The 24,409-nt window shown below is 36.4% G+C and carries 31 protein-coding genes; 24 read left to right on the top strand and 7 right to left on the bottom strand.

All coding sequences use genetic code 11. From position 1 onward, the window contains the following. Positions 1-181 precede the first annotated feature (181 nt). On the top strand, positions 182-1,084 hold the full coding sequence (locus ACFSUL_RS07585) for a 5'-3' exonuclease (RefSeq protein ID WP_377934147.1): 903 nt from the start codon (positions 182-184) through the stop codon (positions 1,082-1,084). 121 nt (positions 1,085-1,205) lie between these two features. Here the strand turns inward: ACFSUL_RS07585 and sspL are convergent, their stop codons facing one another. Then, a complete protein-coding gene (sspL, locus tag ACFSUL_RS07580; RefSeq protein WP_071411562.1) occupies positions 1,206-1,346 on the bottom strand; it encodes a small, acid-soluble spore protein L in 141 nt (46 codons plus the stop codon). A 115-nt stretch (positions 1,347-1,461) separates the two neighbouring features. Between sspL and ACFSUL_RS07575 the strand changes: the two genes are divergently transcribed. Together ACFSUL_RS07575 and ACFSUL_RS07570 are read left to right on the top strand one after the other, a co-directional pair. Next, on the top strand, positions 1,462-1,923 hold the full coding sequence (locus tag ACFSUL_RS07575; RefSeq protein WP_377934145.1) for a divergent PAP2 family protein: 462 nt from the start codon (positions 1,462-1,464) through the stop codon (positions 1,921-1,923). 56 nt (positions 1,924-1,979) lie between these two features. Beyond that, entirely contained in the window at positions 1,980-2,243 is a 264-nt protein-coding gene (locus ACFSUL_RS07570; RefSeq protein WP_377934143.1) for a DUF6123 family protein, read from the top strand. A 42-nt stretch (positions 2,244-2,285) separates the two neighbouring features. Here ACFSUL_RS07570 and ACFSUL_RS07565 read toward each other — a convergent pair whose 3' ends face one another. The 3 genes from ACFSUL_RS07565 to ACFSUL_RS07555 form a co-directional block, all read right to left on the bottom strand. Further along, entirely contained in the window at positions 2,286-3,191 is a 906-nt protein-coding gene (locus tag ACFSUL_RS07565; protein WP_377934141.1) for a DMT family transporter, read from the bottom strand. After that, positions 3,184-3,594: a reverse transcriptase-like protein gene (locus ACFSUL_RS07560; RefSeq protein WP_377934139.1), complete on the bottom strand. Its 411-nt coding sequence runs from the start codon at positions 3,592-3,594 to the stop codon at positions 3,184-3,186. The genes ACFSUL_RS07565 and ACFSUL_RS07560 overlap by 8 nt, the downstream gene beginning before the upstream one ends. A gap of 115 nt (positions 3,595-3,709) precedes the next feature. Then, positions 3,710-4,390, bottom strand: a complete 681-nt coding sequence (locus ACFSUL_RS07555) for a queuosine precursor transporter (protein ID WP_377934137.1) — start codon at positions 4,388-4,390, stop codon at positions 3,710-3,712. Positions 4,391-4,772: 382 nt separating this feature from the next. On the opposite strand from ACFSUL_RS07555, the gene ACFSUL_RS07550 reads away from it, so the two are divergent. Both ACFSUL_RS07550 and ACFSUL_RS07545 read left to right on the top strand, forming a co-directional pair. Further along, positions 4,773-5,429, top strand: a complete 657-nt coding sequence (locus ACFSUL_RS07550) for a reverse transcriptase-like protein (RefSeq protein ID WP_377934135.1) — start codon at positions 4,773-4,775, stop codon at positions 5,427-5,429. A gap of 43 nt (positions 5,430-5,472) precedes the next feature. After that, on the top strand, positions 5,473-5,649 hold the full coding sequence (locus tag ACFSUL_RS07545) for a zinc-finger domain-containing protein (RefSeq protein ID WP_377934224.1): 177 nt from the start codon (positions 5,473-5,475) through the stop codon (positions 5,647-5,649). 74 nt (positions 5,650-5,723) lie between these two features. Here ACFSUL_RS07545 and cspD read toward each other — a convergent pair whose 3' ends face one another. After that, on the bottom strand, positions 5,724-5,924 hold the full coding sequence (gene cspD / locus ACFSUL_RS07540) for a cold-shock protein CspD (protein WP_071411568.1): 201 nt from the start codon (positions 5,922-5,924) through the stop codon (positions 5,724-5,726). Positions 5,925-6,326: 402 nt separating this feature from the next. Here cspD and ACFSUL_RS07535 point away from each other — a divergent pair, with 402 nt between their 5' ends. From ACFSUL_RS07535 to mntR, 5 genes are all read left to right on the top strand, one after another. Next, positions 6,327-7,220, top strand: a complete 894-nt coding sequence (locus ACFSUL_RS07535) for a metal ABC transporter solute-binding protein, Zn/Mn family (protein ID WP_377934222.1) — start codon at positions 6,327-6,329, stop codon at positions 7,218-7,220. A 44-nt stretch (positions 7,221-7,264) separates the two neighbouring features. Continuing rightward, positions 7,265-8,011: a metal ABC transporter ATP-binding protein gene (locus ACFSUL_RS07530; RefSeq protein ID WP_377934132.1), complete on the top strand. Its 747-nt coding sequence runs from the start codon at positions 7,265-7,267 to the stop codon at positions 8,009-8,011. 13 nt (positions 8,012-8,024) lie between these two features. Then, entirely contained in the window at positions 8,025-9,320 is a 1,296-nt protein-coding gene (locus ACFSUL_RS07525; RefSeq protein ID WP_377934130.1) for a metal ABC transporter permease, read from the top strand. Then, on the top strand, positions 9,310-10,182 hold the full coding sequence (locus ACFSUL_RS07520; RefSeq protein ID WP_377934128.1) for a metal ABC transporter permease: 873 nt from the start codon (positions 9,310-9,312) through the stop codon (positions 10,180-10,182). The genes ACFSUL_RS07525 and ACFSUL_RS07520 overlap by 11 nt, the downstream gene beginning before the upstream one ends. 68 nt (positions 10,183-10,250) lie before the next feature. Continuing rightward, positions 10,251-10,667: a transcriptional regulator MntR gene (gene mntR / locus ACFSUL_RS07515; protein WP_377934127.1), complete on the top strand. Its 417-nt coding sequence runs from the start codon at positions 10,251-10,253 to the stop codon at positions 10,665-10,667. A 96-nt stretch (positions 10,668-10,763) separates the two neighbouring features. Here the strand turns inward: mntR and ACFSUL_RS07510 are convergent, their stop codons facing one another. Continuing rightward, entirely contained in the window at positions 10,764-10,982 is a 219-nt protein-coding gene (locus ACFSUL_RS07510) for a DUF3892 domain-containing protein (RefSeq protein WP_377934126.1), read from the bottom strand. A 318-nt stretch (positions 10,983-11,300) separates the two neighbouring features. On the opposite strand from ACFSUL_RS07510, the gene ACFSUL_RS07505 reads away from it, so the two are divergent. The 8 genes from ACFSUL_RS07505 (at position 11,301) to ACFSUL_RS07470 (ending at position 18,673) form a co-directional block, all read left to right on the top strand. Continuing rightward, entirely contained in the window at positions 11,301-11,978 is a 678-nt protein-coding gene (locus ACFSUL_RS07505; RefSeq protein ID WP_377934122.1) for a class I SAM-dependent methyltransferase, read from the top strand. 20 nt (positions 11,979-11,998) lie between these two features. Then, positions 11,999-12,694 carry an AIM24 family protein gene (locus ACFSUL_RS07500; RefSeq protein WP_377934220.1) on the top strand — a complete coding sequence of 232 codons (696 nt, stop codon included), beginning with the start codon at positions 11,999-12,001 and terminating at the stop codon, positions 12,692-12,694. Positions 12,695-12,855: 161 nt separating this feature from the next. Continuing rightward, positions 12,856-13,347 carry a hypothetical protein gene (locus tag ACFSUL_RS07495; protein ID WP_377934120.1) on the top strand — a complete coding sequence of 164 codons (492 nt, stop codon included), beginning with the start codon at positions 12,856-12,858 and terminating at the stop codon, positions 13,345-13,347. A gap of 89 nt (positions 13,348-13,436) precedes the next feature. Next, a complete protein-coding gene (locus tag ACFSUL_RS07490; RefSeq protein ID WP_377934118.1) occupies positions 13,437-14,294 on the top strand; it encodes a DegV family protein in 858 nt (285 codons plus the stop codon). Between the two features lie 142 nt (positions 14,295-14,436). Next, positions 14,437-15,084, top strand: coding sequence for an HD domain-containing protein (locus tag ACFSUL_RS07485; RefSeq protein ID WP_377934116.1), 648 nt, complete (start codon positions 14,437-14,439; stop codon positions 15,082-15,084). After that, positions 15,081-16,967 carry an ABC-F family ATP-binding cassette domain-containing protein gene (locus ACFSUL_RS07480; protein ID WP_377934114.1) on the top strand — a complete coding sequence of 629 codons (1,887 nt, stop codon included), beginning with the start codon at positions 15,081-15,083 and terminating at the stop codon, positions 16,965-16,967. The genes ACFSUL_RS07485 and ACFSUL_RS07480 overlap by 4 nt, the downstream gene beginning before the upstream one ends. A 131-nt stretch (positions 16,968-17,098) precedes the next feature. After that, positions 17,099-18,223 (top strand): conserved virulence factor C family protein, encoded by a 1,125-nt coding sequence (locus ACFSUL_RS07475; protein WP_377934112.1) that lies wholly within the window; start codon positions 17,099-17,101, stop codon positions 18,221-18,223. A gap of 15 nt (positions 18,224-18,238) precedes the next feature. Further along, the gene (locus ACFSUL_RS07470) at positions 18,239-18,673 is read left to right on the top strand and encodes a BrxA/BrxB family bacilliredoxin (RefSeq protein WP_071411581.1); all 435 of its coding nucleotides are present in this window, start codon (positions 18,239-18,241) and stop codon (positions 18,671-18,673) included. Positions 18,674-18,806: 133 nt separating this feature from the next. On the opposite strand, the gene ACFSUL_RS07465 is transcribed toward ACFSUL_RS07470, so the two are convergent. Next, positions 18,807-18,989 (bottom strand): hypothetical protein, encoded by a 183-nt coding sequence (locus tag ACFSUL_RS07465; protein WP_377934109.1) that lies wholly within the window; start codon positions 18,987-18,989, stop codon positions 18,807-18,809. 147 nt (positions 18,990-19,136) lie between these two features. Here ACFSUL_RS07465 and ACFSUL_RS07460 point away from each other — a divergent pair, with 147 nt between their 5' ends. The 6 genes from ACFSUL_RS07460 (at position 19,137) to ACFSUL_RS07435 (ending at position 24,350) form a co-directional block, all read left to right on the top strand. Further along, on the top strand, positions 19,137-19,457 hold the full coding sequence (locus ACFSUL_RS07460; protein ID WP_377934107.1) for an antibiotic biosynthesis monooxygenase: 321 nt from the start codon (positions 19,137-19,139) through the stop codon (positions 19,455-19,457). A 176-nt stretch (positions 19,458-19,633) separates the two neighbouring features. Then, positions 19,634-20,419 (top strand): class I SAM-dependent methyltransferase, encoded by a 786-nt coding sequence (locus ACFSUL_RS07455; RefSeq protein ID WP_377934105.1) that lies wholly within the window; start codon positions 19,634-19,636, stop codon positions 20,417-20,419. A 314-nt stretch (positions 20,420-20,733) separates the two neighbouring features. Then, on the top strand, positions 20,734-21,321 hold the full coding sequence (locus ACFSUL_RS07450) for a YpjP family protein (RefSeq protein WP_377934103.1): 588 nt from the start codon (positions 20,734-20,736) through the stop codon (positions 21,319-21,321). 151 nt (positions 21,322-21,472) lie between these two features. Beyond that, positions 21,473-22,246 carry a TerC family protein gene (locus ACFSUL_RS07445; RefSeq protein ID WP_377934101.1) on the top strand — a complete coding sequence of 258 codons (774 nt, stop codon included), beginning with the start codon at positions 21,473-21,475 and terminating at the stop codon, positions 22,244-22,246. Positions 22,247-22,523: 277 nt separating this feature from the next. Further along, entirely contained in the window at positions 22,524-23,228 is a 705-nt protein-coding gene (locus ACFSUL_RS07440) for an anthrax toxin lethal factor-related metalloendopeptidase (protein WP_377934099.1), read from the top strand. A gap of 165 nt (positions 23,229-23,393) precedes the next feature. After that, complete coding sequence (locus ACFSUL_RS07435) at positions 23,394-24,350, top strand: thymidylate synthase (RefSeq protein ID WP_377934097.1); 957 nt, start codon at positions 23,394-23,396, stop codon at positions 24,348-24,350. Positions 24,351-24,409: the final 59 nt, after the last annotated feature.

The following is a 24,409-nucleotide window of genomic DNA, read 5'->3' as shown; positions in this document are numbered from 1 at the left end:
TTGAAATGTTGGATAACTTTTCAATCTAAGTCGATTCCGGAGTTATGTTATAATAGTTTTATGTTGAAAGTTGGGACGGCAAGATTCACTTTAATAAAACAGCTGAGGATTTTTTTCCTCAGCTGTTTTATCTGAAACGCCCATCGAATTTTTAGCCGGAGTTAGTTCAAAGGAGTGAGCAATGTTGAAAAAAAATGAACATCTTTTATTAATAGATGGAATGGCATTACTATTTCGTTCTTTTTTTGCCACAGCGATGACTGGTCAGTTTATGATAAATTCAAAAGGAATGCCTACGAATGGCGTTCAAGGGTTCATGAAGCATTTATTAATGGCAGTAGAACACGTAAACCCGACTCATGTTTTAGTATGTTGGGATATGGGGAGTTCCACATTTCGAAACGATATGTACGAAGGGTATAAAGCAAACCGTGATGCACCTCCAGTGGAATTAATTCCCCAATTTGATTTAGCCAAGCAGGTGGCAGAAGGTTTTAATCTTTCAAATGTGGGAGTTGTTGGATTTGAAGCCGATGATTGTATTGGTACAATTGCAAAGGCACATGCTAGTGAAAGAAAGGTATCAGTATTAAGCGGAGATCAAGATCTTCTCCAATTACTTGATGACAATATTGAAATCATTCTGCTGAAAAAAGGGTTCGGAAATTATAAAACGTTTACGAAGGAATTATTTATTGAAGAAAAGGGGATAACACCGACCCAATTTATTGATGTAAAAGCGTTGATGGGAGATTCAAGTGATGGCTATCCTGGTGTTAAAGGGATTGGTGAAAAAACGGCAATCAAACTAATTCAGCAATACGATTCCATTGATGGCATATTGGAAAACTTGTCAAAGTTAACACCATCGCAGCAAAAGAAAATTGAGACAGATCTTGACATGTTGCATTTATCAAGAAAACTTGCAGAAATTCATTGTGAAGTTCCATTGACAATCTCCATTGAGAATTGCTTATGGAGAAAGATTGCGGACGAGGCATTTTCAATGATAGACGAGCTAGAGTTAAAGGCTTTAAGAAGATATCTTGTTGGAAACGACAAATTGATCGCAACTAGTTCTTAAGACTGCAAAGAAGCGAATCATCCTGCTGTATTTGCAGGAGATTCGCTTCTTGCAATAGACATTAACGAGGAAATTTGTTAAAATCATTACACAAACATACGTTCTGTTTGGTGGAGTGTTATTATATTTTAGTATTGGATTTTTTCGCTCTGTTTTCTAAATCACTTTTTGGTTCTGTAGCAAATTCGGCGTCCTGGCCAATCCCCTGTGGAGTAACGCCTGGAGCTTTTTTACCTCTATTCTTTCCATATTTTTTTGTCATAATTATACCTCCTTTTCGTGATGTTATTTCCTTCTTATTTTGTCTTACATAACAACTCTTATCCCTGTAGAAAGAATGAAGTTGGATAAACTAACTTCTAAGGGAGGTGCTAGTGGTGAATAGAGGAATTTTTATCGCGCTTTTAAGTATTTTTTTTGCTCAAGGATTAAAAATTCCCCTTCATTATTTGAAAACAAGAAAAGTTAAACCAGCATTATTTTTTCAAACAGGGGGGATGCCTAGTTCACATTCCGCAGGTGTTGCATCACTCACAACATTTGTTGCACTCAAGCGTGGGTTATCTACAATTGACTTTGCTTTGTCTTTTATTTTTGGATTAATTGTCATGTATGACGCTCAAGGAATAAGAAGACAGACAGGGGAGCTTACGTTGAAGGTTAACAGCCTTGATGAACTAGTGAATAAAGCCCATCGTCACGAGTCAATGGAGTTTGAAGAAAAACAACCGGAAAGGTTAAAAGAAATGCTTGGACATAAACCTGAAGAAGTTGTCGGTGGAGCTGTCTTTGGCGTTGTGACAGGTTTAATCGGTTACTTGCTGTCAAAAAAGAGATAGGACTAACAGATAATTTGTGAAAATAGTGAAGAAAAGAACGTTTTGTGAGGAGAAACATGAAAACAACAGAAGAATTTCTCATTCATTTAGAAAATAAAGGATTTAAATTACAGGAAGATGCGATAGGTTTTATTTATTTTGGAAAAAATTATACTAACGCATCGGATCAGCTAGTTAACAATGCAATTGAGATTACATTAAAGGCACAAAAATATTTTGATAGTAGCTTCTATATGTCAATATTAGAAACCCTTCATTCTAAAAATATTCGTACAAAACTTGAAGTAGCAAATTTTATGAAGGAGTACGGATTGAGCTAACAAAATGTATTAATAAGGAAAAGGCTGCCCAAAATCACGTATTTAGGCAGTCCTTTTCTTTCTGGGCTTTTTTACAATAGGAATTGGAATCTCAGCACAAAGCATTCCAATAAGAATAAAAATTCCTCCCATTACAGCATAGAAGGTTAATTGCTCTCCTATCCACAAATAGGAGCATAGAGCAGCAAAGACTGGTTCCATTGTTAAAATAATTGCTACTCTTGAAGGTGAGGTATACCTTTGCGAAAAAGTTTGGATATAAAATGCAGCAGATGTAGCAAGTAAAGCTGTTACTAATAGACCTGCAATAACATTTAGCGACCAAAATTCATTCGTTTGAAAGGGAGCCATCCAATCTTCAAAAAGTAATGCACCGATAAAAGATAAACTGGATACAGTTAGTAATTGAATCGTTGTTAATATTAGTATGGAAGACTGGTGGGTAAAACGATCTGTATATACGATGTGAAAAGCGAACCCAAATGCACATACTATTGTTAATACATCTCCAATATTGAAGTTTTGCGCATGACCAGACGTTAGGAAAAATAATCCCAAACCGGCCAGTATCGATCCAAACACAGCTGATAATGAAGGTTTTTGTTTAGAAAAAAAGTAAATTAAGAATGGAACCATCACAACACTTAGCCCTGTTAGAAATCCTGACTTTGCTGGTGTTGTGAACAAAAGGCCGAATGTTTGAAAGGCGTAGGCAATAAACAAAAAGATGCCTAGAATGATACCTTTACTAATATCTTTTTTCCACTGTTTATTTTTCTCGAACAATGCCAAACAAATGAAAAGTACAATCCCTGCAAGTAAAAAACGAAGTCCATTAAATGTAAAAGGGGGTAATGTCTCAATTGCAGACTGAACGACTACAAATGTGCTTCCCCAAATAAAGGCGACCAGTAATAAAGAAAAATCAGCAATCCATTTTCTACTCAATTTTGTCATGCATCCCTTCATTTAAATGAATTGCTTTTCTTGCAAGTTCATCTGCAGCCTTATTTTCTTTACTTGGTACCCATTTAATAAAAAATAAATTTATTCTTTTCGTTAGCTGGAGGATTTCCTCTAAAAGTGGTTTATATTCAGGGCTTCGTACATACTCTTTTTCAATAGCATGGACAACTGCTTGTGAATCACTTCGAAATGACACAATTTCATATTCATTATCAATGCAGTGCTTTAAAGCTTTTAGGCAAGCAGTAAATTCTGCTTTGTGATTATTCATCATACCTAGTGGCAAGGAATATCTTTCCACTTCATTATTCTTTTTTATAAAAATGCCAGCACCGCTCCAACCGGGATCACCCGCACTAGCACCGTCTATGTATACAGTTATCATGTTTTCACCTCGAAAGAAGTCTTTATGTTCCAAAGTAATAGTAGCATAAATTAGTGGGAATATAATAAAAAAGAACACTAATCAGTATTTAGCTGATTAAATGCTCTTTCAAATTCTATGATTGGTTCGTTGGAAATCTTTTTGCTATATATCCAAATGGTGTATCAAGCAAGGATACAATCCACTTTAAAATATACGTAGTTAGGAAGATCTCAATCCAAATAGAAAAAGGAAATTGTCCGATAAATGCGATACTCGTAAACACAAGTGTATCAAGTAATTGGCTAATCATCGTGCTTCCATTATTTCGAATCCAAAATTGTGAGTCTTTCGGGAATTTTTTCTTTAAATAGGTAAAAATATAAACATCGGTAAACTGGCTGACCAAATAGGCAGCTAAACTTCCAAGTGCGATTCTCGGAATAAAGCCAAAAATAGTTGCTAATGATTCTTGTGCAATGTCATCGGGATGCGGTTGAAAAAGTAGAGCTAATTGCATAATAATAGTCATTATCAATAAAGAAAAGAAACCTAACCAAACAGCTTTTTGTGCGTCTTTTTTTCCGTACTTTTCATTTAAAATGTCGGTTACCAAAAATGCTGTTCCGTACATGGCGTTCCCTAAAGTTGCTGTCAAGCCAAAAATCTCGATCGTTTTAATAACTTGTAGATTGGCTAAAATGGTGGAAATACCTATCCAGGCAAACAAACCATTTCTTCCAAATAATCGGTACATTATTAAAACTAAAATAAAATTAATAAGGACAAATAATAGTCCAAACCACTCATTAAACATGTAAAACCTCCTAGTTTTGATAAAGCGGGAGTTCACGAACCGCTAATTAATACTTTTCCCAAGGCTGTTTTCTAAAGGATTGTTGTTTTTCACAAAGAAACTTATATGAGTAAAGCTTCATCAGCAGTTGATCTACACGAAGACTCCTGCGGGAATAGCGAGCATTGCGAGACCCCAGAGCGAGATACGAGTGAGGAGGCTCGTGGTTCGCCCGCGGAAAGCGGAGTGTAGATCAACTGCGGTGGCATAAGCAACAAACTATGCGAAAACAGCCTTTCCCCAAAATATTCATTTGGATATGCACGATATATATTGAACAGAAACCATTATACATAGGATAGAAGAAAAGAACAATTAACGAATGTTGGAAGGATGGTTTGTAATGCAAATGAAAATACGCTTTCGATACAAAAGTAAAACCTCAACGGAAATATGGTTTGAGTCGGACTGGTTTCCGCGAAAAGAGACAATAATTCATGTTGATGATTTAGAAAAGACAGGACGTGTCATTGATTTACTGATTGAAGACGAAATGGGAAATACTTGGACAAGGAAGGAATACCTTCGTCTTAATCAAGAGCTTGAAAAGGAACCAGAAAATATAACGGTTTATTTTGATGGAGGATTTGATCTACATTCATCGTTATCAGGCTTAGGAATGGTCATATACTATGATAAAGGCGGGGAATCATTTAGAATTAGAAAAAATGAACGCCTAGAGGAACTCGAAAATAATAATGAAGCAGAATATGCAGCGCTCTTTAATGCACTTTTATTACTTGAAGAAATAGGTGTTAAGCAAACACCATGTGTAATAAAGGGAGATTCTCAAGTGGTCTTGAAACAATTAGAAGGGGAATGGCCGTGTTATGAAGAAGAGCTTAATCGTTGGCTTGATCGAATTGAAAATCAAATTAAAAAGCTTGGGATAAAGACAAAATTAGAAGTATTGAATCGAAATGAAAATAAAGAAGCAGATAAATTAGCGAGTCAAGCACTTCAAAATACGATGATTCACAGTCATAATCGAATAGATTAAAGAAAGTTGTTAGGTGGTTTGTAGAATGAATAAAAGTAATGAAATAGATCGAAAAGGTATAGTCGTTAAAGTAAATGAATTATTGGACACATATTGTAATGAGTGTCTTTTAAAAGCACATTTTCGCAAAGAGCATGGGAAAAGAAAGGCACATCGCTTTTGTATTGAAAAATGTACAGTGGGGGAACAATTGAAACAATTTGGTGAGCAGCTTAAATAACTTTGTTCGCTATGATACAGAAAAAAGCTGACGAATTAATTCGTCAGCTTTTTTTATATGGTTTGTAACTTTTATTATAATTTAACTACGTTAGCAGCTTGAGGTCCGCGGTTTCCTTCAACGATTTCAAAAGAAACTTCTTGACCTTCTTCTAAAGATTTGAAGCCTTCACCTTCGATTGCAGTGAAATGTACGAATACATCATCTCCACCTTCAACTTCGATAAATCCAAAACCTTTTTCATTGTTAAACCATTTTACTTTACCATTTTGCATATTCTAAATCCTCCTAAATCTTTCAAGCAACGAGTGCTATGGAAAATATTATCACCAACAATATATATTGTACGCATTAATAGCAAATATATATACGTTTAATGATGTCTTAACTATACAATATGCATGTTTTAGAGTCAAGAAAGGATAATCGAATTTGAGTGATTTTTCTCTAAATTTTCTCATTATAATCTTGACAACTACTTGTGTGGGAGAATAAAATTTGCACATGGTAAACTTTTATGGTTATGATAAAAATTAATGCATTATATAAAAATATATGCACTAATGTAACTTTTATCGAATACGTTAGGAGTGAAAATAAACAAAATTTTAAAATGTGGGGAGAGGAAGAGAGTGAGGAAGAAATCGCTGGGCAATTTGTTAATTGCTTTACTTATTATGGGGTCTGTAATAATTGCTGGATGTAACACGGAGAAAACAACAGAAAGCAATAATGAAAAAGTGGTGGTAACAACGACAATCTCCCAAATTGCTGATGCTGTAGAGAATATAGGTGGGGAACATGTTGAAGTACAAAGTTTAATGGGACCTGGTATAGACCCGCATCTATACAAAGCAAAACAATCGGATATTGGTAAGCTGCAAGCTGCGGATATTATTTTTTACAATGGTCTCCATCTAGAAGGAAAAATGCTTGAGATCTTTGAAAAAATGGATGCTGAAAAGCCAACATATGCAATAGCTGACAGTATTCCAAAACAGCAATTACGAAAAGATGCAGCTGATGAAACAGCGATGGATCCTCATGTGTGGTTTGATATTGATTTATGGAAAACAGCATTAGTTCAAGTGACGGAAGGTCTGATAGAAATTGATCCAAATAATAAAGAGGCGTATGAAAAAAATGCGGAACAATATTTTACAAAGTTAGATGAGTTAAAAGAGTATGCTGAAGCGGAAATGGCTAAAATTCCAGAGAGACAAAAAGTATTGGTGACAGCACATGATGCGTTTAACTATTTTGGAGCAAAGTACCACCTAGAAGTGATGGGGTTGCAAGGTTTGAGTACCGATTCAGAATATGGCCTCAGAGACGTACAAAATTTAGTAGATACGCTAGTTGATCGAAACATTAAAGCAGTATTTGTTGAATCAAGCATATCAGAGAAATCAATTAACGCAGTTATTGAAGGGGCAAAAGATAAAAATCATCAAGTAGAAATCGGTGGGGAATTATACTCGGATGCAATGGGGGAAGAAGGGACCGAAGAAGGCACCTATATTGGAATGTATAAACATAATGTAGACACGATTGTGGAGGCACTTAAATAAACACGGAATTTAACTATGGGAGAAAAAGATGTGGAGGGAGAAACATGAATGCAGTGGAAGTGAGAGGTTTGACGGTAGCGTACCATAAGAAACCTGTCTTAAATAATATTGATTTTTCCGTACCAAAAGGAAAATTAATTGGAATTATCGGGCCGAATGGAGCGGGAAAGTCGACATTAATAAAAGCGATATTAGGATTAATTCCACGTTCAGCAGGTGAGATAACGATATTTAATAAACCGTACTCACCAAAGTCGAAAAAGGTTGGGTATGTTCCACAGCGGGGATCTGTCGATTGGGATTTCCCAACTAATTCACTTGATGTCGTGTTAATGGGAAGATACGGTCATATTGGATGGTTTAAACGTCCTTCTAAAAAGGATATCCGATTAGCAAATGAATGTTTAAAGAAAGTTGGGATGGAACCTTTTGCAAATCGACAAATAAGTCAACTCTCGGGAGGTCAGCAGCAGCGGATTTTTCTTGCTCGCGCATTAGCACAAGATGCAGAAGTATATTTTATGGATGAACCGTTTGCTGGTGTCGACGCTGCAACAGAAAAAGCAATCATTGCTCTTTTAAATGAATTAAAAGAACAAGGAAAAACAGTTCTCGTTGTGCATCACGATTTACAAACAGTGAAAGAGTATTTTGATTGGACTATTCTTCTCAATAGAAGAATGATTCAATGTGGTCCGACAGAGAAAGTGTTTACAATCGATAATTTGCAATTAACATATGGAGGAAAATTAGCTTTTTTAGAAAAAGATCAGATGGTGGTCCATCCTTAGAGGAGTGAGAAGGTTGAATCATATATGGCATTCAATAATAAATGATGGAAATACGCAATGGGTACTAGTAAGCACGCTGCTACTTGGAATTGCCAGTGGAGTCCTTGGAAGCTTTGCGCTGTTAAGAAAACAAAGCTTAATCGGAGATGCTGTTGCACACGCTGCATTGCCGGGAATTTGTTTTGCTTTCATGTTTATGGGAGAGAAAAATTTTCTAGTATTACTTATCGGTGCAGCTGCAACAGGTCTCCTAGCAGCGTATACGATTCAATTTATTACAAGTACAACACGAATAAAAGAAGATACCGCTATTTGTTTAGTTCTTTCCGTTTTCTTTGGTTTAGGTATTGTTTTATTAACGAAGGTAGCGCAAATGTCGACGGGAAACAAAAGTGGATTAGATGATTTTATTTTCGGTCAGGCAGCATCACTTGTTGGGAGGGATGTCCAGTTGATGGGAATCATGGCGACGTCTTTAATAATCATTACCGTACTATTATTTAAAGAATTAAAAGTAAGTACATTTGATCCTCAGTTTGCGAAGGGGATTGGGATACCACTTGGGTTTTTAAACTTTACTTTTGCATCATTGCTAGTCATAACCGTTGTAGTAGGAATTCAAGCGGTTGGTGTTATTCTAATGGCGGCACTGCTTATCACACCTGCAATAGCGGCAAGGTTTTGGACGAATTCTCTAAAAGTAATGGTGGTTCTTTCTGGACTGATTGGAGGGATTTCTGGAACGGTAGGGACGTTAGGGAGTACCCTTGGCAAGGGGTTATCTACCGGACCATTCATCGTATTGACTGCGACAGTAATTTTCCTATTCTCTATGCTATTTTCACCCAAGAGAGGATTGGTTTCTATATGGTTTAGACGGTTTAAAAATGATGATCGATTAGCACAGAAGATCTTGGTGAAAAGCCTTTATGAATCGAAGCAAACTTGGATATCGAAAGCAGTACTATCGGAAATTTGTTCCATAGCACCAATAAGAAGGAAAAGAGTAGTGGATAAACTTATAAAAGAGGAATTTATCCTAATACGGGGCGAGGCAATTTCCCTAACACCAATCGGAAGGAGAAAAGCAGAAGAGTATATATTGGTGGATGGTCTTCTTGAGTTGAAAGAAATGTATCCTGCTGAACTTCCTTTCCTGGATGTTTCGGAAATGGAAAAACAACAGCTCTATGATTTATCGAAAGAACAATACAAAGAACTTCATAGCAAAATGACACAAATCCATAAACAATATCCTTTCTTAAACATCCATTTATCAGGAAGAGGTGGTCAAGGCTATGAGCTATGAACTTTGGATACTGATAATAGGTAGTTTAGTAGGTCTCTCGTGTGGGATGATCGGATGTTTTCTGATTCTTAGGAAAATGTCGATGTTAGCGGATGCGATAAGTCACACTGTTCTCCTTGGAATTGTTGTTGCCTTTCTTATAAGCCAAAGCATGAACGGTATATATATGCTAATAGGTGCAGCGGTAGCAGGGATTGTAACAACTTTTATTGTGCAACTGCTAAATTCAGGAGGTATTCAAGAGGATGCAGCGATCGGTGTTGTTTTTACTTCGCTGTTTGCACTAGGTGTTATGTTGATTTCGCTATTTGCAAGTGATGTGCATCTTGATGTGGAACATGTATTAATGGGGGAGATTGCTTTCACTCCTTGGGATACAGTTGATATACCTTTTATCGGTGCAATTCCGAAATCAATTGTAATGTTGGGGGTGATTCTTTTTATTGATATAATGGTTATCTTTTTACTATTTAAAGAATTTAAACTAACTTCCTTTGACCCAAGTATGGCAGCTGCAATCGGCATTCCAGTTTTACTTATTCACTATATTTTAATGGGGCTAGTATCTGTTACAACCGTATCTGCTTTTGATAGTGTTGGAGCAATTCTTGTTGTCGCACTGTTGATTGCTCCAGGTGCAACAGCATATCTACTAACAGATCGTTTTCCAGTTATGCTCGTAATGAGTGGTGTTATTGGTATCTTCGATGCGACAGTAGGGTACTATTTTGCAAAGTGGGTGGATGTTTCTATCTCTGGAAGCATGGCGACAGCAGCAGGTGTGGTTTTTCTACTCGTATGGATATTCTCCCCTCATTATGGATTAGTATCTAAGTGGTTTAAGCAAAAAGCAATTGAGTAGAGGTTGTATTCATTCTGTACTTATAGTAGAATTTTAATGATTATTGACAGGGAGTTGGAGGGTACAGAATGCCTACACCAAGTATGGAAGATTATATTGAACAAATATATTTATTGATAGAAAATAAAGGGTATGCGAGAGTGTCAGATATTGCAGAGTCTCTTTCCGTTCATCCCTCCTCTGTAACGAAAATGGTACAAAAATTAGATAAAGACGATTATCTCGTCTACGAAAAATATCGTGGGCTTATTCTTACTCCAAAAGGAAAAAAGATTGGAAAAAGATTAGTTGACAGACATAAATTATTAGAACAATTTTTACGTACGATAGGCGTAAAAGAAGAACATATTTATGAGGATGTCGAAGGAATCGAGCACCATTTAAGCTGGGATGCTATTGATAGAATTGTCGATTTGGTACAGTATTTCGAAGAGGAAGAGTCCCGTCTGAACGACTTACGAAACGTACAAGGACGGAATGATTAGAACCATGCCTTTCATTGCATGGTTCTATTTTTTTCTAGTTTGAATGGCTAATTAGTAAAGTTTAAAAATTTCTGGGAAGTGACGTGAAAATTTTACTTAGAATATAGGTGGATAACTCGAAAAAGTTGGATCTTCCATTATATTGCTAGTCAACTCTGATTCGCCAACGTTGTTTTCCACTATCGATACACCCTGAATAATGCCTTCCTCCGCTTCAAGCAAAGCTTTTCGATAAGAAATGATTCTCCCAGAATTTGTTTGAAAATTAATAATTTCACCATCATAATTACGTTGAACCTTTATGATTTCTTCCATAGTAACGACACCCTTTCATTAAGCAGCTACAATTGTTTAAATTGTAATCTTGAATTTTATTTTTTACTTATCCCGCATTAACGGGCAGTAATACCCCATTTCAAGGCTTGAGAAAATCAGAGAAGCGTAGGGCGGGGGAAAACTGCGTGTAAATGCCTGATTTGTTCAATTAACAATCAGTGGGGAAGCCCCCTCTGATTGAAGTTTCACATTATCAGTATTGCCAATTTTGTTTTATTGTAAAAAGAAGGATTTTTTTCTTATTTTTCGAACATATAAGAGTAGAATGATTTTAAATCAAAGGGATAGGTGAATACTGTGGAAAATATTAATTGGCATTCTAATGCGAAAGAGCGTTGGGACGAGAATGCATCGAATTGGCATAGCCGAAGTGTAGACATGTGGATGAATGGAAGCCGCAAAGATATCCTTCCTTTTTTTAAGAAAAATGTAGAAAGTGGAAGCTCTGTAGCTGATTTAGGATGCGGAGACGGCTTCGGTTCTTATTTATTACATAAAAGTGGATATGATGTGACGGGAATGGATTTATCGGAGAAAATGGTAGAATTGGCAAAGAAACAAGAACAACCCGGTCTCAGATTCGTTCAAGGTGACTTGGCTAATCTTCCGTTCGAGGATAATAGTTTTGACTCTTGTTTTGCAATTAATTCGATTGAATGGACAGAGACTCCGTATTATACACTTCAAGAATTAACCAGAATTGTACGGAATGATGGATGTATTTGTATTGGATTACTCGGGCCAACCGCACATCCGAGGTCTAATTCTTATCCAAGGCTTCTCGGGGAAAAGATAATTTGCAATACCATGATGCCGTGGGAGTTGGAGCAGCTAGCAAGAGAGATGGGATTAGATAAAGTAGATGAGACTTGGGTTTACAAAAATGGTGTTAAACAAGCGCTAACCGAAAATCTTTCTAATGAATTAAAGCAATCGTTAACGTTTATGACGTTATTTTGTTTTAAGAAAAAGTAATAGAAACGGAGGTATTTATGATGGAAGAAAAATACTCTATTAGTGAATTTATTAAAGAAACACAGCAAGAAGATAAAGGACAAGGCCTGTTTGAATTAGAAACACCAAGAATGCTTGAGATCAATCTAGAAAAAGAAATATGGGCAAAAATGGGAAGCATGGTTTCTTATCGAGGAAATATTAAGTTTGAAAGAGAAGGCGTGTTAGAACACGGTTTAGGAAAGATGTTTAAAAAAGCATTTACAGGTGAAGGAAGCTCGCTAATGAAAGCTAGAGGAAATGGTAAGCTTTATTTGGCTGATCAAGGAAAGAAGATTTCTATTTTAAATTTGGAGAATGACTCTATCTATGTAAATGGAAATGACTTATTAGCTTTCGAACCATCTTTGCAATGGGATATTAAGTTAATGAGAAAAATAGCAGGGATTATGTCTGGCGGTTTGTTTAATGTCAAAATTGAAGGAAGCGGGATGGTAGCAATTACGTCCCATTATGAGCCATTGACGCTTCTTGTGAAAAACGGTATGCCAGTTTACACAGACCCAAATGCAACGGTCGCTTGGTCAGGAGATTTACAACCAGAGTTTGTTACAGATGTATCTTTAAAAACATTTATCGGCAGGGGAAGCGGCGAGAGTGTACAAATGAAATTTGAAGGGGAAGGCTTTGTTGTCGTTCAGCCTTTTGAGGAAGTATATTATTCGGAAAAATCGTAGTTAAGAGGGGGAGTATGAGGAACTAGTAGAAATGGAAGATGGTACTAGCTAACTAAAAGCAGAAGGAGTATTTTATTCCATTGGAGAAGTGAAAATATTAGGAAGAAAAGGAACTGAGTATTGTGATCAGTTCCTTCTTTCGTAGAGAGAGGGATTTAGAAATGTTTGATCCAACTGCATTTGATAATTTAAAAGTTGTATTAGAAGGAGCTGTCTATGATCTTGACCTAACAGGCGAAATTTCTATTACAGGTCGGAGAGATTTATTTAATTTTGCAAGCTATGAACGTTTTTATGAAATAGAATTTACAGTCTCGGGAGAAGAGAGTTTTACAGCAGTTATAGAATTAAGTGCAGATATGAAGAATTTTTTAGCAGAAAGGCAAAAGGGTACAAATAGAATTGAAGCAGGAGCGGAACTTGAAATCCGTTATACAGGGGCTGAAGAACTTTTGGAAAATAAAGAGGATTTAATGTCCTTATGGGGAAGTGATAAGCAATGGGAATGGAAATCGATTCATTCTTCCGTTACGGGAGTATCTGTTTTAGGCATCCTTACGTTTCAACGATTAATTACAGAAACTATGGTAGATGATTTACTTGATATTGTTTCATTTACGATAGATTCATTAAGGACCATTAAAAAGTCATAAGCAGAGCAAGTAATCCATTTACTGTGCATATACATAATAAAAAAGAGAAGCAGAAGCGGCATATTTGGACAAACCAAGGGGGATGAGGTATGAAGGTAGCTTGGGTTACAGATAGCACGGCATTTGTGGATGAAACGGTAAAAGTAGAAATTGCCCATCTCTATATTATACCTATGACTATTTTAATAGATGGTGTGGAATATAAAGATGGAGAAGATTTGTCGCCAGAAGCGTTGTTTGAAAAACTAAGAGATAAGAAAGTAGATGTTAAAACATCACAGCCTGCTATCGGTACGTTTCAATCGCTATATACGAAGCTTTCGGAAGAATTTGATCATATTTTTTCTATACATGTGTCTTCGCATTTCAGTGGTACATTTTCCTCTGCGTTTCAAGCGGCACAATTATTAAAAGCGAATTTTCCACAGGTAACAGTAGTAGATTCTAAAATTATTTCCTATCCATTAACAGAACTGATTCGATATGGTAATCAGTTAGTGAAGCAGGGGAAAAAACCTGATGAGGTAAAAAGGTTAGTAGAAAAAAGAATTGCTACTTCAGAGGCATATGTGATGGTTGGAAGTTTAGAACAGCTGCATAGAAGTGGAAGAATGAACGGTCTTTCTTTTTTTATCGGAAGTGTCTTAAATATAAAACCGATTCTTTCGATTAATGACGGTCAATTAAATGTGAAGGAAAAGGTGCGGAATACGAACAAAGGATTCTTGAAAATGCTGGAGTATTTGGATGGTGCAGTAGCTTCTAAAACAGTTCAGCATGTTTCAGTTTTACATGGATTAAATAAAAAGGAAGCCAATGAATGGATTCAGCAATTAAAATTGAGATATAAAGGGATAGCTTTTAATGCTTACCCATTAGGTGCGGTTATAGGGGTTCATGCAGGAGAAAATACTATTGGGATAAGCTGGTTTGATTCGGATAGTTAACTAGATAGCAAAGAAAGATACCTACGAGAAATTTCGTAGGTATCTTTCTTTGCTGGAAAAAGGGTTTGCTAATGATTAGTTACGGTGAAAAGAGTGTCTTGTCCTCTTTTTTGTTACAATAATAGAAGGAGATGATGAAAACATGCCATTGTCTAATGTAGAAAAAGTTACAGATTATTTGAAGCCCAAATTTTCCGATGATGCGAGTGGTCATGATTGGCATCATCTTGAAAGAGTGAGAAGGTTAAGCTTATATATTGCAAAACAGGAAGGGTTAACCGATTTACATAGTATAGAATTAGCTGCATTGCTTCATGATGTGTCAGATGAAAAATTGAATGATAATAGAGAAAGTGGACAGAAAAAGCTAGAAAATATCTTGCTTTTATTGGATTTGACGGATAAAGAAAGAGAGAAGATTCAGGCGGTTATTGCGAGTGTGTCCTTCAAAGGGGGCAATGAAACTGCTATAACAGAGATAGAAGCAAAAGTCGTGAGGGATGCAGATCGGTTGGATGCGATTGGCGCAATAGGTATTGCCCGAACATTCGCCTACGGTGGAAGCAAAGGGAATCCGCTCTTTAATCCAGAATTAAGGGTTCGTGAAAATATGACAATTGAAGAATATAGAAATGGGGAAACTTCCACCATTCATCATTTTTATGAAAAACTATTAAAACTAAAAAATTTAATGTGTACCGAAACAGGTAGAAAACTCGCAGAAGAAAGACATGCATTTATGGAGGGTTTCCTCCAGCAATTTTTTAAAGAATGGAATGGTCAAGGATGAGAATACTTTCAGCAGAGCAAATTTCAAAATCATATGGAGAAAAAACATTATTTCAAAATATCACTTTTTCGATTGGGGAAAAAGAACGGGTTGGGTTGATAGGTGTTAATGGAACAGGAAAATCAAGTCTACTTAAATTAATCGCAGGTATAGAGGATTATGATAGCGGCGACATACAAATGCCGAATGATTATCGAATCGCATATTTGCCACAAGAACCTGAAGTCAACGGTAATTTAACTGTTCTTCAACAGGTTTTTAAAAGTGTTGCACCGGTTATAACAGTTATGAGAAACTATGAGGCTGCATTGCTAGAATTGGAGAAAAATCCAACAAGTAGCACGGCGCAAGAGAAACTATTTGAAGCCCAAAAACAAATGGACATTCATCAAGCGTGGGATGCAAACGCCAATGCAAAATCGATTCTGTCAAAACTTGGATTGAAAGAATACTCGAAAAAAATGGAGGAGTTGTCTGGTGGTCAGAAAAAAAGAGTGGCGTTAGCTCAAGTGTTGATTGAAACACCGGACTTACTCATTTTAGATGAACCAACAAACCATTTAGATTTTCAATCGATAAAATGGCTCGAAGATTATCTTGGTAAATATAATGGATCTGTTTTAATCGTGACACATGATCGTTATTTTCTTGATGAAGTAACGAATCGAATTTTTGAATTAGATGGTGGAAATCTGTATGCATACAAAGGAAATTATGCAGATTTTATCGAGGCAAAAGCAAACCGTGAAGAAAATGAGCGGCAAATGGCAGAAAAACAGCGGAACCTTTACGCACGAGAATTAGCTTGGATGCGAAGGGGAGCGAAAGCAAGATCAACAAAACAAAAAGCAAGAATTCAACGATTTGAAAACTTGGAAGATAATCTGTCGAACGGTCCTAGTAGTCAAGGGGTGGAGATGTCTTTAGGTGGTAGCAGACTAGGAAAACAGGTATTTGAATTGGTGGAAGCAACAAAATCATTTGAAGACAAAAAGATTTTAGATCATTTTAATTTTCTGCTGAAGCCAAAAGATAGAATAGGCATTGTCGGAATTAATGGAAGCGGGAAGTCTACGTTTCTAAATATTCTTGCAGGAAAAGAAGACCTTGATGAAGGAGAAATAATAAAAGGTCAGACGGTAAAGATTGCTTATTATACACAAGGGCATGAGGAAATGGATGAGAATCAGCGAATGATAGAGTATTTACGAGAGGCTGGTGAATACGTAACAACAGAAAAGGGAGAGCAAATTTCTGTTGCGAACATGCTGGAAAGATTTTTATTCCCTATGCATGCTCATGGAACCATCATTCGTAAATTATCTGGTGGAGAGAAGCGGCGTCTGTTTCTTTTGAAATTACTAATGGAAAAACCGAATGTTTTACTACTAGATGAGCCTACAAATGATTTAGATACTGAGACACTTACTGTTTTAGAAGATTATATTTCTGACTTTTCCGGTGTTGTCGTCACTGTTTCGCATGATCGATACTTTTTAGATAAAACTGCATCACAGCTTCTCGTTTTCAATGGTAATGCGGAAATTGATACATACTATGGGGAATATACGGAGTACCTACAACAGCAAGAACAAGCTCGTGCAGCAGCCACAAAGGTTAAACCGAAATCAGCAGAGGCAAAACCTGTAAAGAAAGAGACGAAAAAGAAGCGAATGTCGTATATGGAGAAAAGGGAATGGGAAGGGATTGAAGATAAAATTGCTTCCGTTGAAAACCGGATTGAAGAAATAGAAGGAGAGCTCGCTATAGTAGGCAGCGACTTCGAAAAAGCGCAAAAACTGATGGAAGAAAGTCAGGACTTAAATGAACAGTTGGAAACATTAATTGAAAGATGGACATATCTCTCCGAATTGGCAGAATAAGCACATCGGTTATCAGCTAAAGTCACTATATGTTAAGATAGGTAAAAAGAGGTACGTTCCTTACTTTTTAAAGGTCCGTCCCCGATTGCGTTAATGTGGTAAAGTGTTTGAGTGTTAAGGAGGTTGTTATTTTGAGGATTTTATCGATTGAACCGACTCCAAGTCCGAATACGATGAAAGTATTGCTTGATGAGGAATTGAAAGCGGGAAAAAGTAATAATTATAAAAAGGATCAAGCGGAAGGTGCTCCTTCTGTTATTAAAGAGATTCTAACTATTGAAGGAATTAAAGGTGTTTATCATGTTGCGGACTTTTTAGCTGTTGAACGAAATGCCAAATTTGACTGGCAAGAGCTGCTTCCGCAAGTGAGAAGAGCATTTGGAGAAAGTGCTGAAATTGAAAATGCCGAGGAAAAAATTGATGAACATTTTGGAGAAGTAAACGTCGCTGTTCAAATGTTTAAAGGAATTCCAACTCAGGTAAAGCTAACAGATGGAGAGCGGGAAGAGAGGTTTGCGTTACCCGATAATTATGTAGAAGCACTTGGAAAGGCGCAACAAGAGGGGGATAATTATGTTCTTTTACGCAAATGGAAAGACCATGGTGTCCGGTATGGGGAATTAGAGACAATCGGAAAAGAAGTTGTAGAAGAGCTTGTTGCAGCATACCCTCAGGAAAGATTGGATGGACTTGTAAAGCAAGCTCAATCACTAGTGGAAGAAGTGCCTGTTCAGCGTAAAGAAAAGAAAAAAGTTACAGTAGAAATGTTGGATGCTCCGGATTGGCAAACGAGATATAAGCATTTAGATTCAATGGACGATCCTACACTTGAAGATCTGCCTGTTTTGGAAAAGGCTCTTCAAGATGAAAAGCCATCGATTCGCCGGCTAGCGGTCGTTTATCTAGGAATGATTGAAGATAAAGCTGTTCTACCTTTACTATATAAAGGGTTGAAAGATAAAATTGTAACAGTAAGACGTACAGCTGGTGATTGTCTGTCAGACCTTGGATTTAAAGAAGCTGCTCCTTCTATGGCTGAAGCTTTAAAGGATAAAAGTAAGCTCGTTCGCTGGCGTGCTGCGATGTTCCTTTATGAAGTTGGGGATAAATCTAGTTTACCTGCATTGAAGGAGGCAGAGGACGACGCAGAATTTGAAGTAAAGCTTCAAATTAAAATGGCAATTGAAAGAATTGAAGGTGGAGAACAAGCAAAAGGTTCTGTTTGGAAACAAATGACCGAAGCTAGACAAAAATAAGGAGGATGATGACTCGTGTCAATGGCATATGAGGAATACATGAGACAATTAGTTACACCGATGAGGCAGGAGCTAGTTCAAGCAGGTTTTACGGAATTAGGAACAGAAGAAGATGTAGTTAACTATATGGAAAATGCAGAAGGAACAACACTAGTCGTTGTTAATTCTGTCTGTGGTTGTGCGGCAGGACTTGCACGCCCAGCAGCAACACAAGCAGCATTAAATGCGGAGAAAGCACCAGATCACTTAGTTACTGTTTTTGCAGGTCAAGACAAAGAGGCAACGGCTAAAATGAGAGAATACTTTGAAGGCTATGAACCTTCTTCTCCTTCAATGGCGCTCTTACAAGGGAATAAAGTAGTACATTTTATTCCAAGAGAGAGTATTGAGGACCATGAAATCAGTGACATTATTGAAAACTTGACAACAGCATTTAATGAACATTGCTAAGAATAAAAGTTGAAATTGTCTTGCACATCTTAAGGCATAACATGAGTCAAGCATCTCGGGAAGGCGTTTTTTGCCTTTTTGGGATGCTTGACTATTTTAAAATTAAAATAAGATAAAAAGGCAAAACTAGATACTATAGACCATCGCCACCTCCTCCAGTGTCTCTATTATCTCCCATTGTATAGTTGGAACTATCCCCTGGTTTAGCGTTCGGATCGGTTGGTATATGAGGGTTATTATTGTTTTTCTTGCGTTTCCAGTCGATTAGAGCAGAAAATACTAGAATTCCAAAAATAAGAACAAGAAACCATCCCATCAAGAATCCTCCTTTTTACTAACACTATATGCAATCGTAATTATCAGTGAACCTTTTACTATAAGACCATACATAAGTAATATTTATTGCAATTGATAATCAATTTCATTTATACTAGTAGTAATATTATTTACTGGAGTTGAGGATATGTTCGTACAAATGAAAAAGACGATTGTAACCGAAGGAAATGCAGAGCAAGTTGTAAGTAAATTTAGTAAAGAAGGATTAATAGAAAAGCAAGAAGGATTTACAGATTTAAGTGTGATGGTGAAAAAAGTCCGACGCGGTAATGAAGAGGTTATTGTTTTAATCCGTTGGGAGTCGGAAGAGTATTGGAAAAAGTGGGAAAAAAGCGAAGCACATATCGCAGGACATAAAGCGAATCTGGGAAAAACAAAGCCAGATTACATAGTCGAATCAGCAGGTGGATTATACGAAGTGAAGGCGGTTAAACAACCAGCAAAATGAGCCTTTGGATAGCGAGCATGTAGAATGCTCGCTTTTTCATAAAGTTTGTTGCTTTTTAACGAAAAACTAAGTTTAATCAACGGGCTGAATTTATAAGTAAAAACAACAATCTATGAGAAAAGAGCCTTCATAAAATAAGAGAAGTAAAAGTATCACTTATAATAAAGGAGACAATCATGTTCGTGACAACAGCTGGAAGAACCAATGAAGAGATGATAAGTCGCGCAAAGGAAGTAGCAAAATTTTTAAAGTGTGACTATGTTAATCGGAAGAAAAAATCCATTTCCTATTTGACTAATTTACATCACCAAGACTGTATTGTTGTTGGTCATGAACGGCTGGAACTACACGCCAAAAACGAGCGTTCTCCTTTTTTCTTTCATCCCAATTCTGCTTCTTTTCGTATAAAGCGAATTATTGGTGGGGAATCAGATCCTTTTCTAGAAGCTGCAAATCTTGAAAAAGGGATGAGTATCCTCGATTGTACGTTAGGAATGGCTTCCGATAGTATTGTGGCAAGTCATGCTGTTGGTGGATCTGGGAAGGTTATTGGATTAGAAGCAAATGAGTACGTGGCATATTTGGTAAAGGAAGGCTTAACTACATGGAATTCGCCAGTAATGGAAATGAATGCAGCTATGAAAAGGATAGAAGTAGTGAATACAAACTTTAAAACTTTTCTTGCTTCGATCGCTTCGGATAGTTTTGATTGTGTATATCTTGATCCAATGTTTGAGGAGGCAATTAACAGCTCGGATGGAATTCAACCGTTAAGAAAATGGGCGGAATATACACCAATAACGGAAGAGGTCATTTTTCACGCCAAAAGAGTGGCTAAGGAAAGAGTCGTTTTGAAAGAACATTTTCGTACGCCATTATTTGAACGCTTCGGTTTTGATGTAATGAAGAGACGGTCATCCAAATTTCACTATGGAATAATAAAAATAGACAGGCAAGATTAAGCCTGTCTAGCTCAAGCAGACAACCCCCTCGAGGGGTATAAGCCACTTGTGCTTTTCGGTCTGTCTAGCTGTTTTCTATTTGTTTTTATTAGTCTGTTATTGCTAATGTCACAAAATATCCTAAAAGCAGTATGAATCCAATACCAATCATTACATCTACACCCATCAGAATATGCCTCCTTACAAAATATCTTCATTATTATACTACCACAGAAATATTTTAATATCCTATAGAAAATTTGAATCCTTTTACTCTTTTCTTTCGTAAAAAATAGTATAATAATAGATGTACTACATAGGAAAGGACGTTACGTATGTCAAAGTGGCTTAGAAAATCGTTAGTTGTAGTAGTCTCAATACTCACCTTTGGCCTTGTTACACCCTCCCATGCGTTTTTTAACGAAAATACTGCTAGTTTAAATAAACAAAACTCGAAAGAATCTTCTGTTCAGCAGACGGAAGACAAGGTAGTCGAGGAAAAGTCTATAAGTCTTGATTCTTTTATTGAATCAATGGTAGAAAAAGCAGAGGAAAACGCTTATGTGAAATTTGGGGACAAAATCAAGCCTGTTATTCAAGATGAGTTTAAAACAATTATATTGCCTAATATAGAAAAGGCCATTACCGAAACAGCTCAGCAGTTTCCAGAGGAAGATTTATCTGCGCTAACTATTTCGGAAGTCCCAAACTATGCTAAAACAGAAAAAATATTTCACATTTACGATAATCGTTCGGGGAAAGATGTCATTCGTTTTCATGTCAGAAGGGACCATCCACCATTAGACGGGTACTATTTTAATTTTCATTATCATACGTATCACGATTCCTTTCAATCCCATAGGGAATTAGGAACAATTTATTGGGATAAGAATACACCGCCGCAATGGATGTCTGTATCATAGAATAAATCTTGTATTTTCATTTAAAACTATGGTGAAAATAATAAATGTAATAAATGTGCAAGTGCGTATTTAAAGCGTACTTGTTTTTTTATGTCTGCAAAAAAGATTAGGTGACTTGTATACACTTATGTTACTTTAGGGGGTAAACATCATGCAGGGAATATTACAGGGAATTATGGAAACCTATTCTCAGTTTTTTGATTGGCAAATGTGGGGAAAGGTTCTAATAGATCCTGTAAGTTGGGGATTAATCGGAACATTAGTTGTTTTAGAAGGTTTATTATCCGCGGATAACGCTTTAGTGCTAGCGGTAATGGTTCGACATTTGCCTGAAAGACAAAGAAAAAAAGCATTGTTTTACGGTTTATTTGGGGCTTACCTGTTCCGTTTTATTGCTATAGGGATTGGAGTGTATTTAATTAAGCTTTGGTGGGTAAAAGTACTAGGTGCTATTTACTTGGCATGGCTTGCTATTAAATATTTTATCGATAAGCGTAAAGGAAAGGAAGAAGACGAATCAGAAGGGTTAAATAACGAGAGCATCTTCATTAAGTTATTCGGAACGTTCTGGGGAACAGTGGTAGCAGTTGAATTAATGGACGTCGCTTTTTCTGTTGACAGTGTTCTTGCTGCACTTGGTATAAGCGAGAAAGTATGGATTCTGCTTTTAGGAGGCATGTTAGGTGTTTTAATGATGCGCGGAATTGCCGGTTTATTTATTAAGTTGATTGACCGTATTCCCGAATTAGAAACTACTGCCTATATAATAATTGCGTTCATTTCCATTAAAATGCTGTTAAGTGTGTTTAATATTCACCTGGCACATAGTACATTTTTCATTATCATTTTAGTATCGTTCCTTATTACGTTTTTCGTCCACTTTATACGCAAAGAAAAACATCAAAAAGAACAAGGGTCTAATTAAAAAAACTGCAGCTGCAGTTTTTTTTTGCGGAAAAAAGGTAGTGGATAAACAAAGAGCACTCTACTTCTTTCTAAAAAATGTTTGATGGGGCTGTTAAAACCACGTCTATTTTATTTTTCTTATTGGTAAAAATTACGAAAAAGACGGCCATGTAAATTATGTTAGAATAATAGTTAGATACTTTTGTATTTTTATAGATTACTGTATATTGATTCTTATACAAAACTAACAATTATTAATATAAATTGTACTACTAGAGTGGGGAGGTACAATTAGCATGAATAGCCGTCGCATTCTCTTCGTTTTAATTGCTACTACTATCACTTTCTTCATCTGGCAACAGACAGAGGCCAGTTATAATGGAATTCCACTAAAAAAATCTCCACTACGACATGATGTGAACCTTAAGTCATCTGGACAGCTGGAAGAGATTATTATTCTTCCTGAGACACCCTTCGATGAAGATGAAGCGAGAGCAATAATTTACCGTCTTGATCATCTTTCAAATAGGTTGCTAGATAAAATTAATAGTCAAGAAATAAAAGTAAGACTATTCACTGAAAATTTAACTGATTTTTCTTCTACTAGCCATCTAAAAGGAGTCACCCCTAGAGGATACACTAATACAAGTATAACGTGGGATGACGTACCTGGAATCGGTGGGTCTAAGCTAGTGCTTGTTAAGATTGGCCATAGTGAAAAAGGAATGGGACACGGATCCGTTAATTTGGAGCTGCATGAACTGGCACACAGTGTCGATCGATATGTATGGAATGATATCTATTATGAGATGTCTTTTTTACCAATATGGAAGCAAGAGGCACCGTTACTTTTTCCTGGTGAAGACTATTTTATTCAATATAAAGAAGAATATTTTGCTGAAACCTTTGCGATGTATTTTCTTAATTTGAAAACAAAAAAACTTTTGAAGGAAAAAGCACCTGCAACGTACAACTATTTTGAAGAAGTCAAATCGATGTAAAACACTAGTTGGTAAAAAAAGCTTTAATCCTTCTGACGACAATGGTATCTTTTAAGAAATGATAAAATTATTTAGGATTTTATACTAAATTTTCTAAATGGTATGTTGAGAAAAACAGACATTTTACTTATCATGCAAAAAGTTAATATATAAGGAGTGTTTAGTTTGAATCATCCAGAATTCGCTTATTTAAACCTGTGTCGTCATGTGCTAGAAAATGGTTTTGAAAAAAGTGATAGAACAGGAACGGGAACAAAGTCTACATTTGGCTATCAAATGAGATTTGATTTAAATAAAGGTTTTCCTTTATTAACGACGAAGCGTGTTCCGTTTCGCTTAATAGCGAGTGAGTTGTTATGGTTTATTAAAGGAGATACAAATATTCGCTATTTATTACAGCACAATAATAATATATGGAATGAATGGGCGTTTAAAAATTGGGTCGAAAGTGATGAATATGAAGGACCTGATATGAGTGAATTTGGCCTCCGTAGCCAACAAGATGAAGAGTTTAATAAGTTATTTCAAGAAGAAATGGTAAAGTTTAAAGAACGTATAGTAACGGATGAAGAGTTCGCCAAAAAGTATGGAGAGCTAGGGCCGGTTTATGGGAAACAATGGAGAGCTTGGCAAACGACACAAGGGGAAACGATTGATCAATTAAAAGATGTCATTGAACAAATTAAAGTTAACCCAGATTCGAGGCGTTTAATTGTGTCGTCATGGGATCCTGAGTTTGTCCCAACTATGTCCTTACCGCCTTGTCATACATTCTTTCAATTTTATGTCTCAGACGGGAAATTAAGTTGTCAATTATATCAGCGTAGCGGAGATATTTTCCTCGGAATTCCGTTTAACATTGCAAGTTATGCACTTTTAACACATTTAATTGCTCATGAATGTGGTCTAGAGGTTGGAGAGTTTGTGCATACATTGGGCGATGCACATATTTATTTAAATCATCTTGACCAAATTAAAACGCAGCTTAGTCGGGATCCGAAATCTTTACCAACACTGAAACTTAATCCTGAGGTTGAGTCCATTTTTGATTTTGAAATGAAGGACCTTGAAATCAAGGGATATGATCCTCATCCAACTATTAAAGCCCCAGTGGCTGTATAGTAGAATATTTAGATTAGTGATCAGGACGATTATTATCTTGGGCATCAATTATAGGAAGG

The sequence above is a fragment of the Bacillus seohaeanensis genome (assembly GCF_042684945.1).
Classification (GTDB): Bacteria; Bacillota; Bacilli; order Bacillales; family Bacillaceae_B; genus Rossellomorea; species Rossellomorea seohaeanensis.
This window is presented reverse-complemented; position numbering and strand designations above follow the sequence as displayed.

What these genes read in the sequence shown, in the direction of transcription:
- ACFSUL_RS07585 (WP_377934147.1), top strand. Translation starts at nt 182, where the DNA reads ATGTTGAAAAAAAATGAACATCTTTTATTAATAGATGGAATGGCATTA.
- sspL (WP_071411562.1), bottom strand. Translation starts at nt 1,346, where the DNA reads ATGACAAAAAAATATGGAAAGAATAGAGGTAAAAAAGCTCCAGGCGTT.
- ACFSUL_RS07570 (WP_377934143.1), top strand. Translation starts at nt 1,980, where the DNA reads ATGAAAACAACAGAAGAATTTCTCATTCATTTAGAAAATAAAGGATTT.
- ACFSUL_RS07560 (WP_377934139.1), bottom strand. Translation starts at nt 3,594, where the DNA reads ATGATAACTGTATACATAGACGGTGCTAGTGCGGGTGATCCCGGTTGG.
- ACFSUL_RS07555 (WP_377934137.1), bottom strand. Translation starts at nt 4,390, where the DNA reads ATGTTTAATGAGTGGTTTGGACTATTATTTGTCCTTATTAATTTTATT.
- ACFSUL_RS07550 (WP_377934135.1), top strand. Translation starts at nt 4,773, where the DNA reads ATGCAAATGAAAATACGCTTTCGATACAAAAGTAAAACCTCAACGGAA.
- cspD (WP_071411568.1), bottom strand. Translation starts at nt 5,924, where the DNA reads ATGCAAAATGGTAAAGTAAAATGGTTTAACAATGAAAAAGGTTTTGGA.
- ACFSUL_RS07535 (WP_377934222.1), top strand. Translation starts at nt 6,327, where the DNA reads ATGGGGTCTGTAATAATTGCTGGATGTAACACGGAGAAAACAACAGAA.
- ACFSUL_RS07530 (WP_377934132.1), top strand. Translation starts at nt 7,265, where the DNA reads ATGAATGCAGTGGAAGTGAGAGGTTTGACGGTAGCGTACCATAAGAAA.
- ACFSUL_RS07520 (WP_377934128.1), top strand. Translation starts at nt 9,310, where the DNA reads ATGAGCTATGAACTTTGGATACTGATAATAGGTAGTTTAGTAGGTCTC.
- mntR (WP_377934127.1), top strand. Translation starts at nt 10,251, where the DNA reads ATGCCTACACCAAGTATGGAAGATTATATTGAACAAATATATTTATTG.
- ACFSUL_RS07510 (WP_377934126.1), bottom strand. Translation starts at nt 10,982, where the DNA reads ATGGAAGAAATCATAAAGGTTCAACGTAATTATGATGGTGAAATTATT.
- ACFSUL_RS07500 (WP_377934220.1), top strand. Translation starts at nt 11,999, where the DNA reads ATGGAAGAAAAATACTCTATTAGTGAATTTATTAAAGAAACACAGCAA.
- ACFSUL_RS07495 (WP_377934120.1), top strand. Translation starts at nt 12,856, where the DNA reads ATGTTTGATCCAACTGCATTTGATAATTTAAAAGTTGTATTAGAAGGA.
- ACFSUL_RS07490 (WP_377934118.1), top strand. Translation starts at nt 13,437, where the DNA reads ATGAAGGTAGCTTGGGTTACAGATAGCACGGCATTTGTGGATGAAACG.
- ACFSUL_RS07485 (WP_377934116.1), top strand. Translation starts at nt 14,437, where the DNA reads ATGCCATTGTCTAATGTAGAAAAAGTTACAGATTATTTGAAGCCCAAA.
- ACFSUL_RS07480 (WP_377934114.1), top strand. Translation starts at nt 15,081, where the DNA reads ATGAGAATACTTTCAGCAGAGCAAATTTCAAAATCATATGGAGAAAAA.
- ACFSUL_RS07465 (WP_377934109.1), bottom strand. Translation starts at nt 18,989, where the DNA reads ATGGGATGGTTTCTTGTTCTTATTTTTGGAATTCTAGTATTTTCTGCT.
- ACFSUL_RS07460 (WP_377934107.1), top strand. Translation starts at nt 19,137, where the DNA reads ATGTTCGTACAAATGAAAAAGACGATTGTAACCGAAGGAAATGCAGAG.
- ACFSUL_RS07455 (WP_377934105.1), top strand. Translation starts at nt 19,634, where the DNA reads ATGTTCGTGACAACAGCTGGAAGAACCAATGAAGAGATGATAAGTCGC.
- ACFSUL_RS07450 (WP_377934103.1), top strand. Translation starts at nt 20,734, where the DNA reads ATGTCAAAGTGGCTTAGAAAATCGTTAGTTGTAGTAGTCTCAATACTC.
- ACFSUL_RS07445 (WP_377934101.1), top strand. Translation starts at nt 21,473, where the DNA reads ATGCAGGGAATATTACAGGGAATTATGGAAACCTATTCTCAGTTTTTT.
- ACFSUL_RS07440 (WP_377934099.1), top strand. Translation starts at nt 22,524, where the DNA reads ATGAATAGCCGTCGCATTCTCTTCGTTTTAATTGCTACTACTATCACT.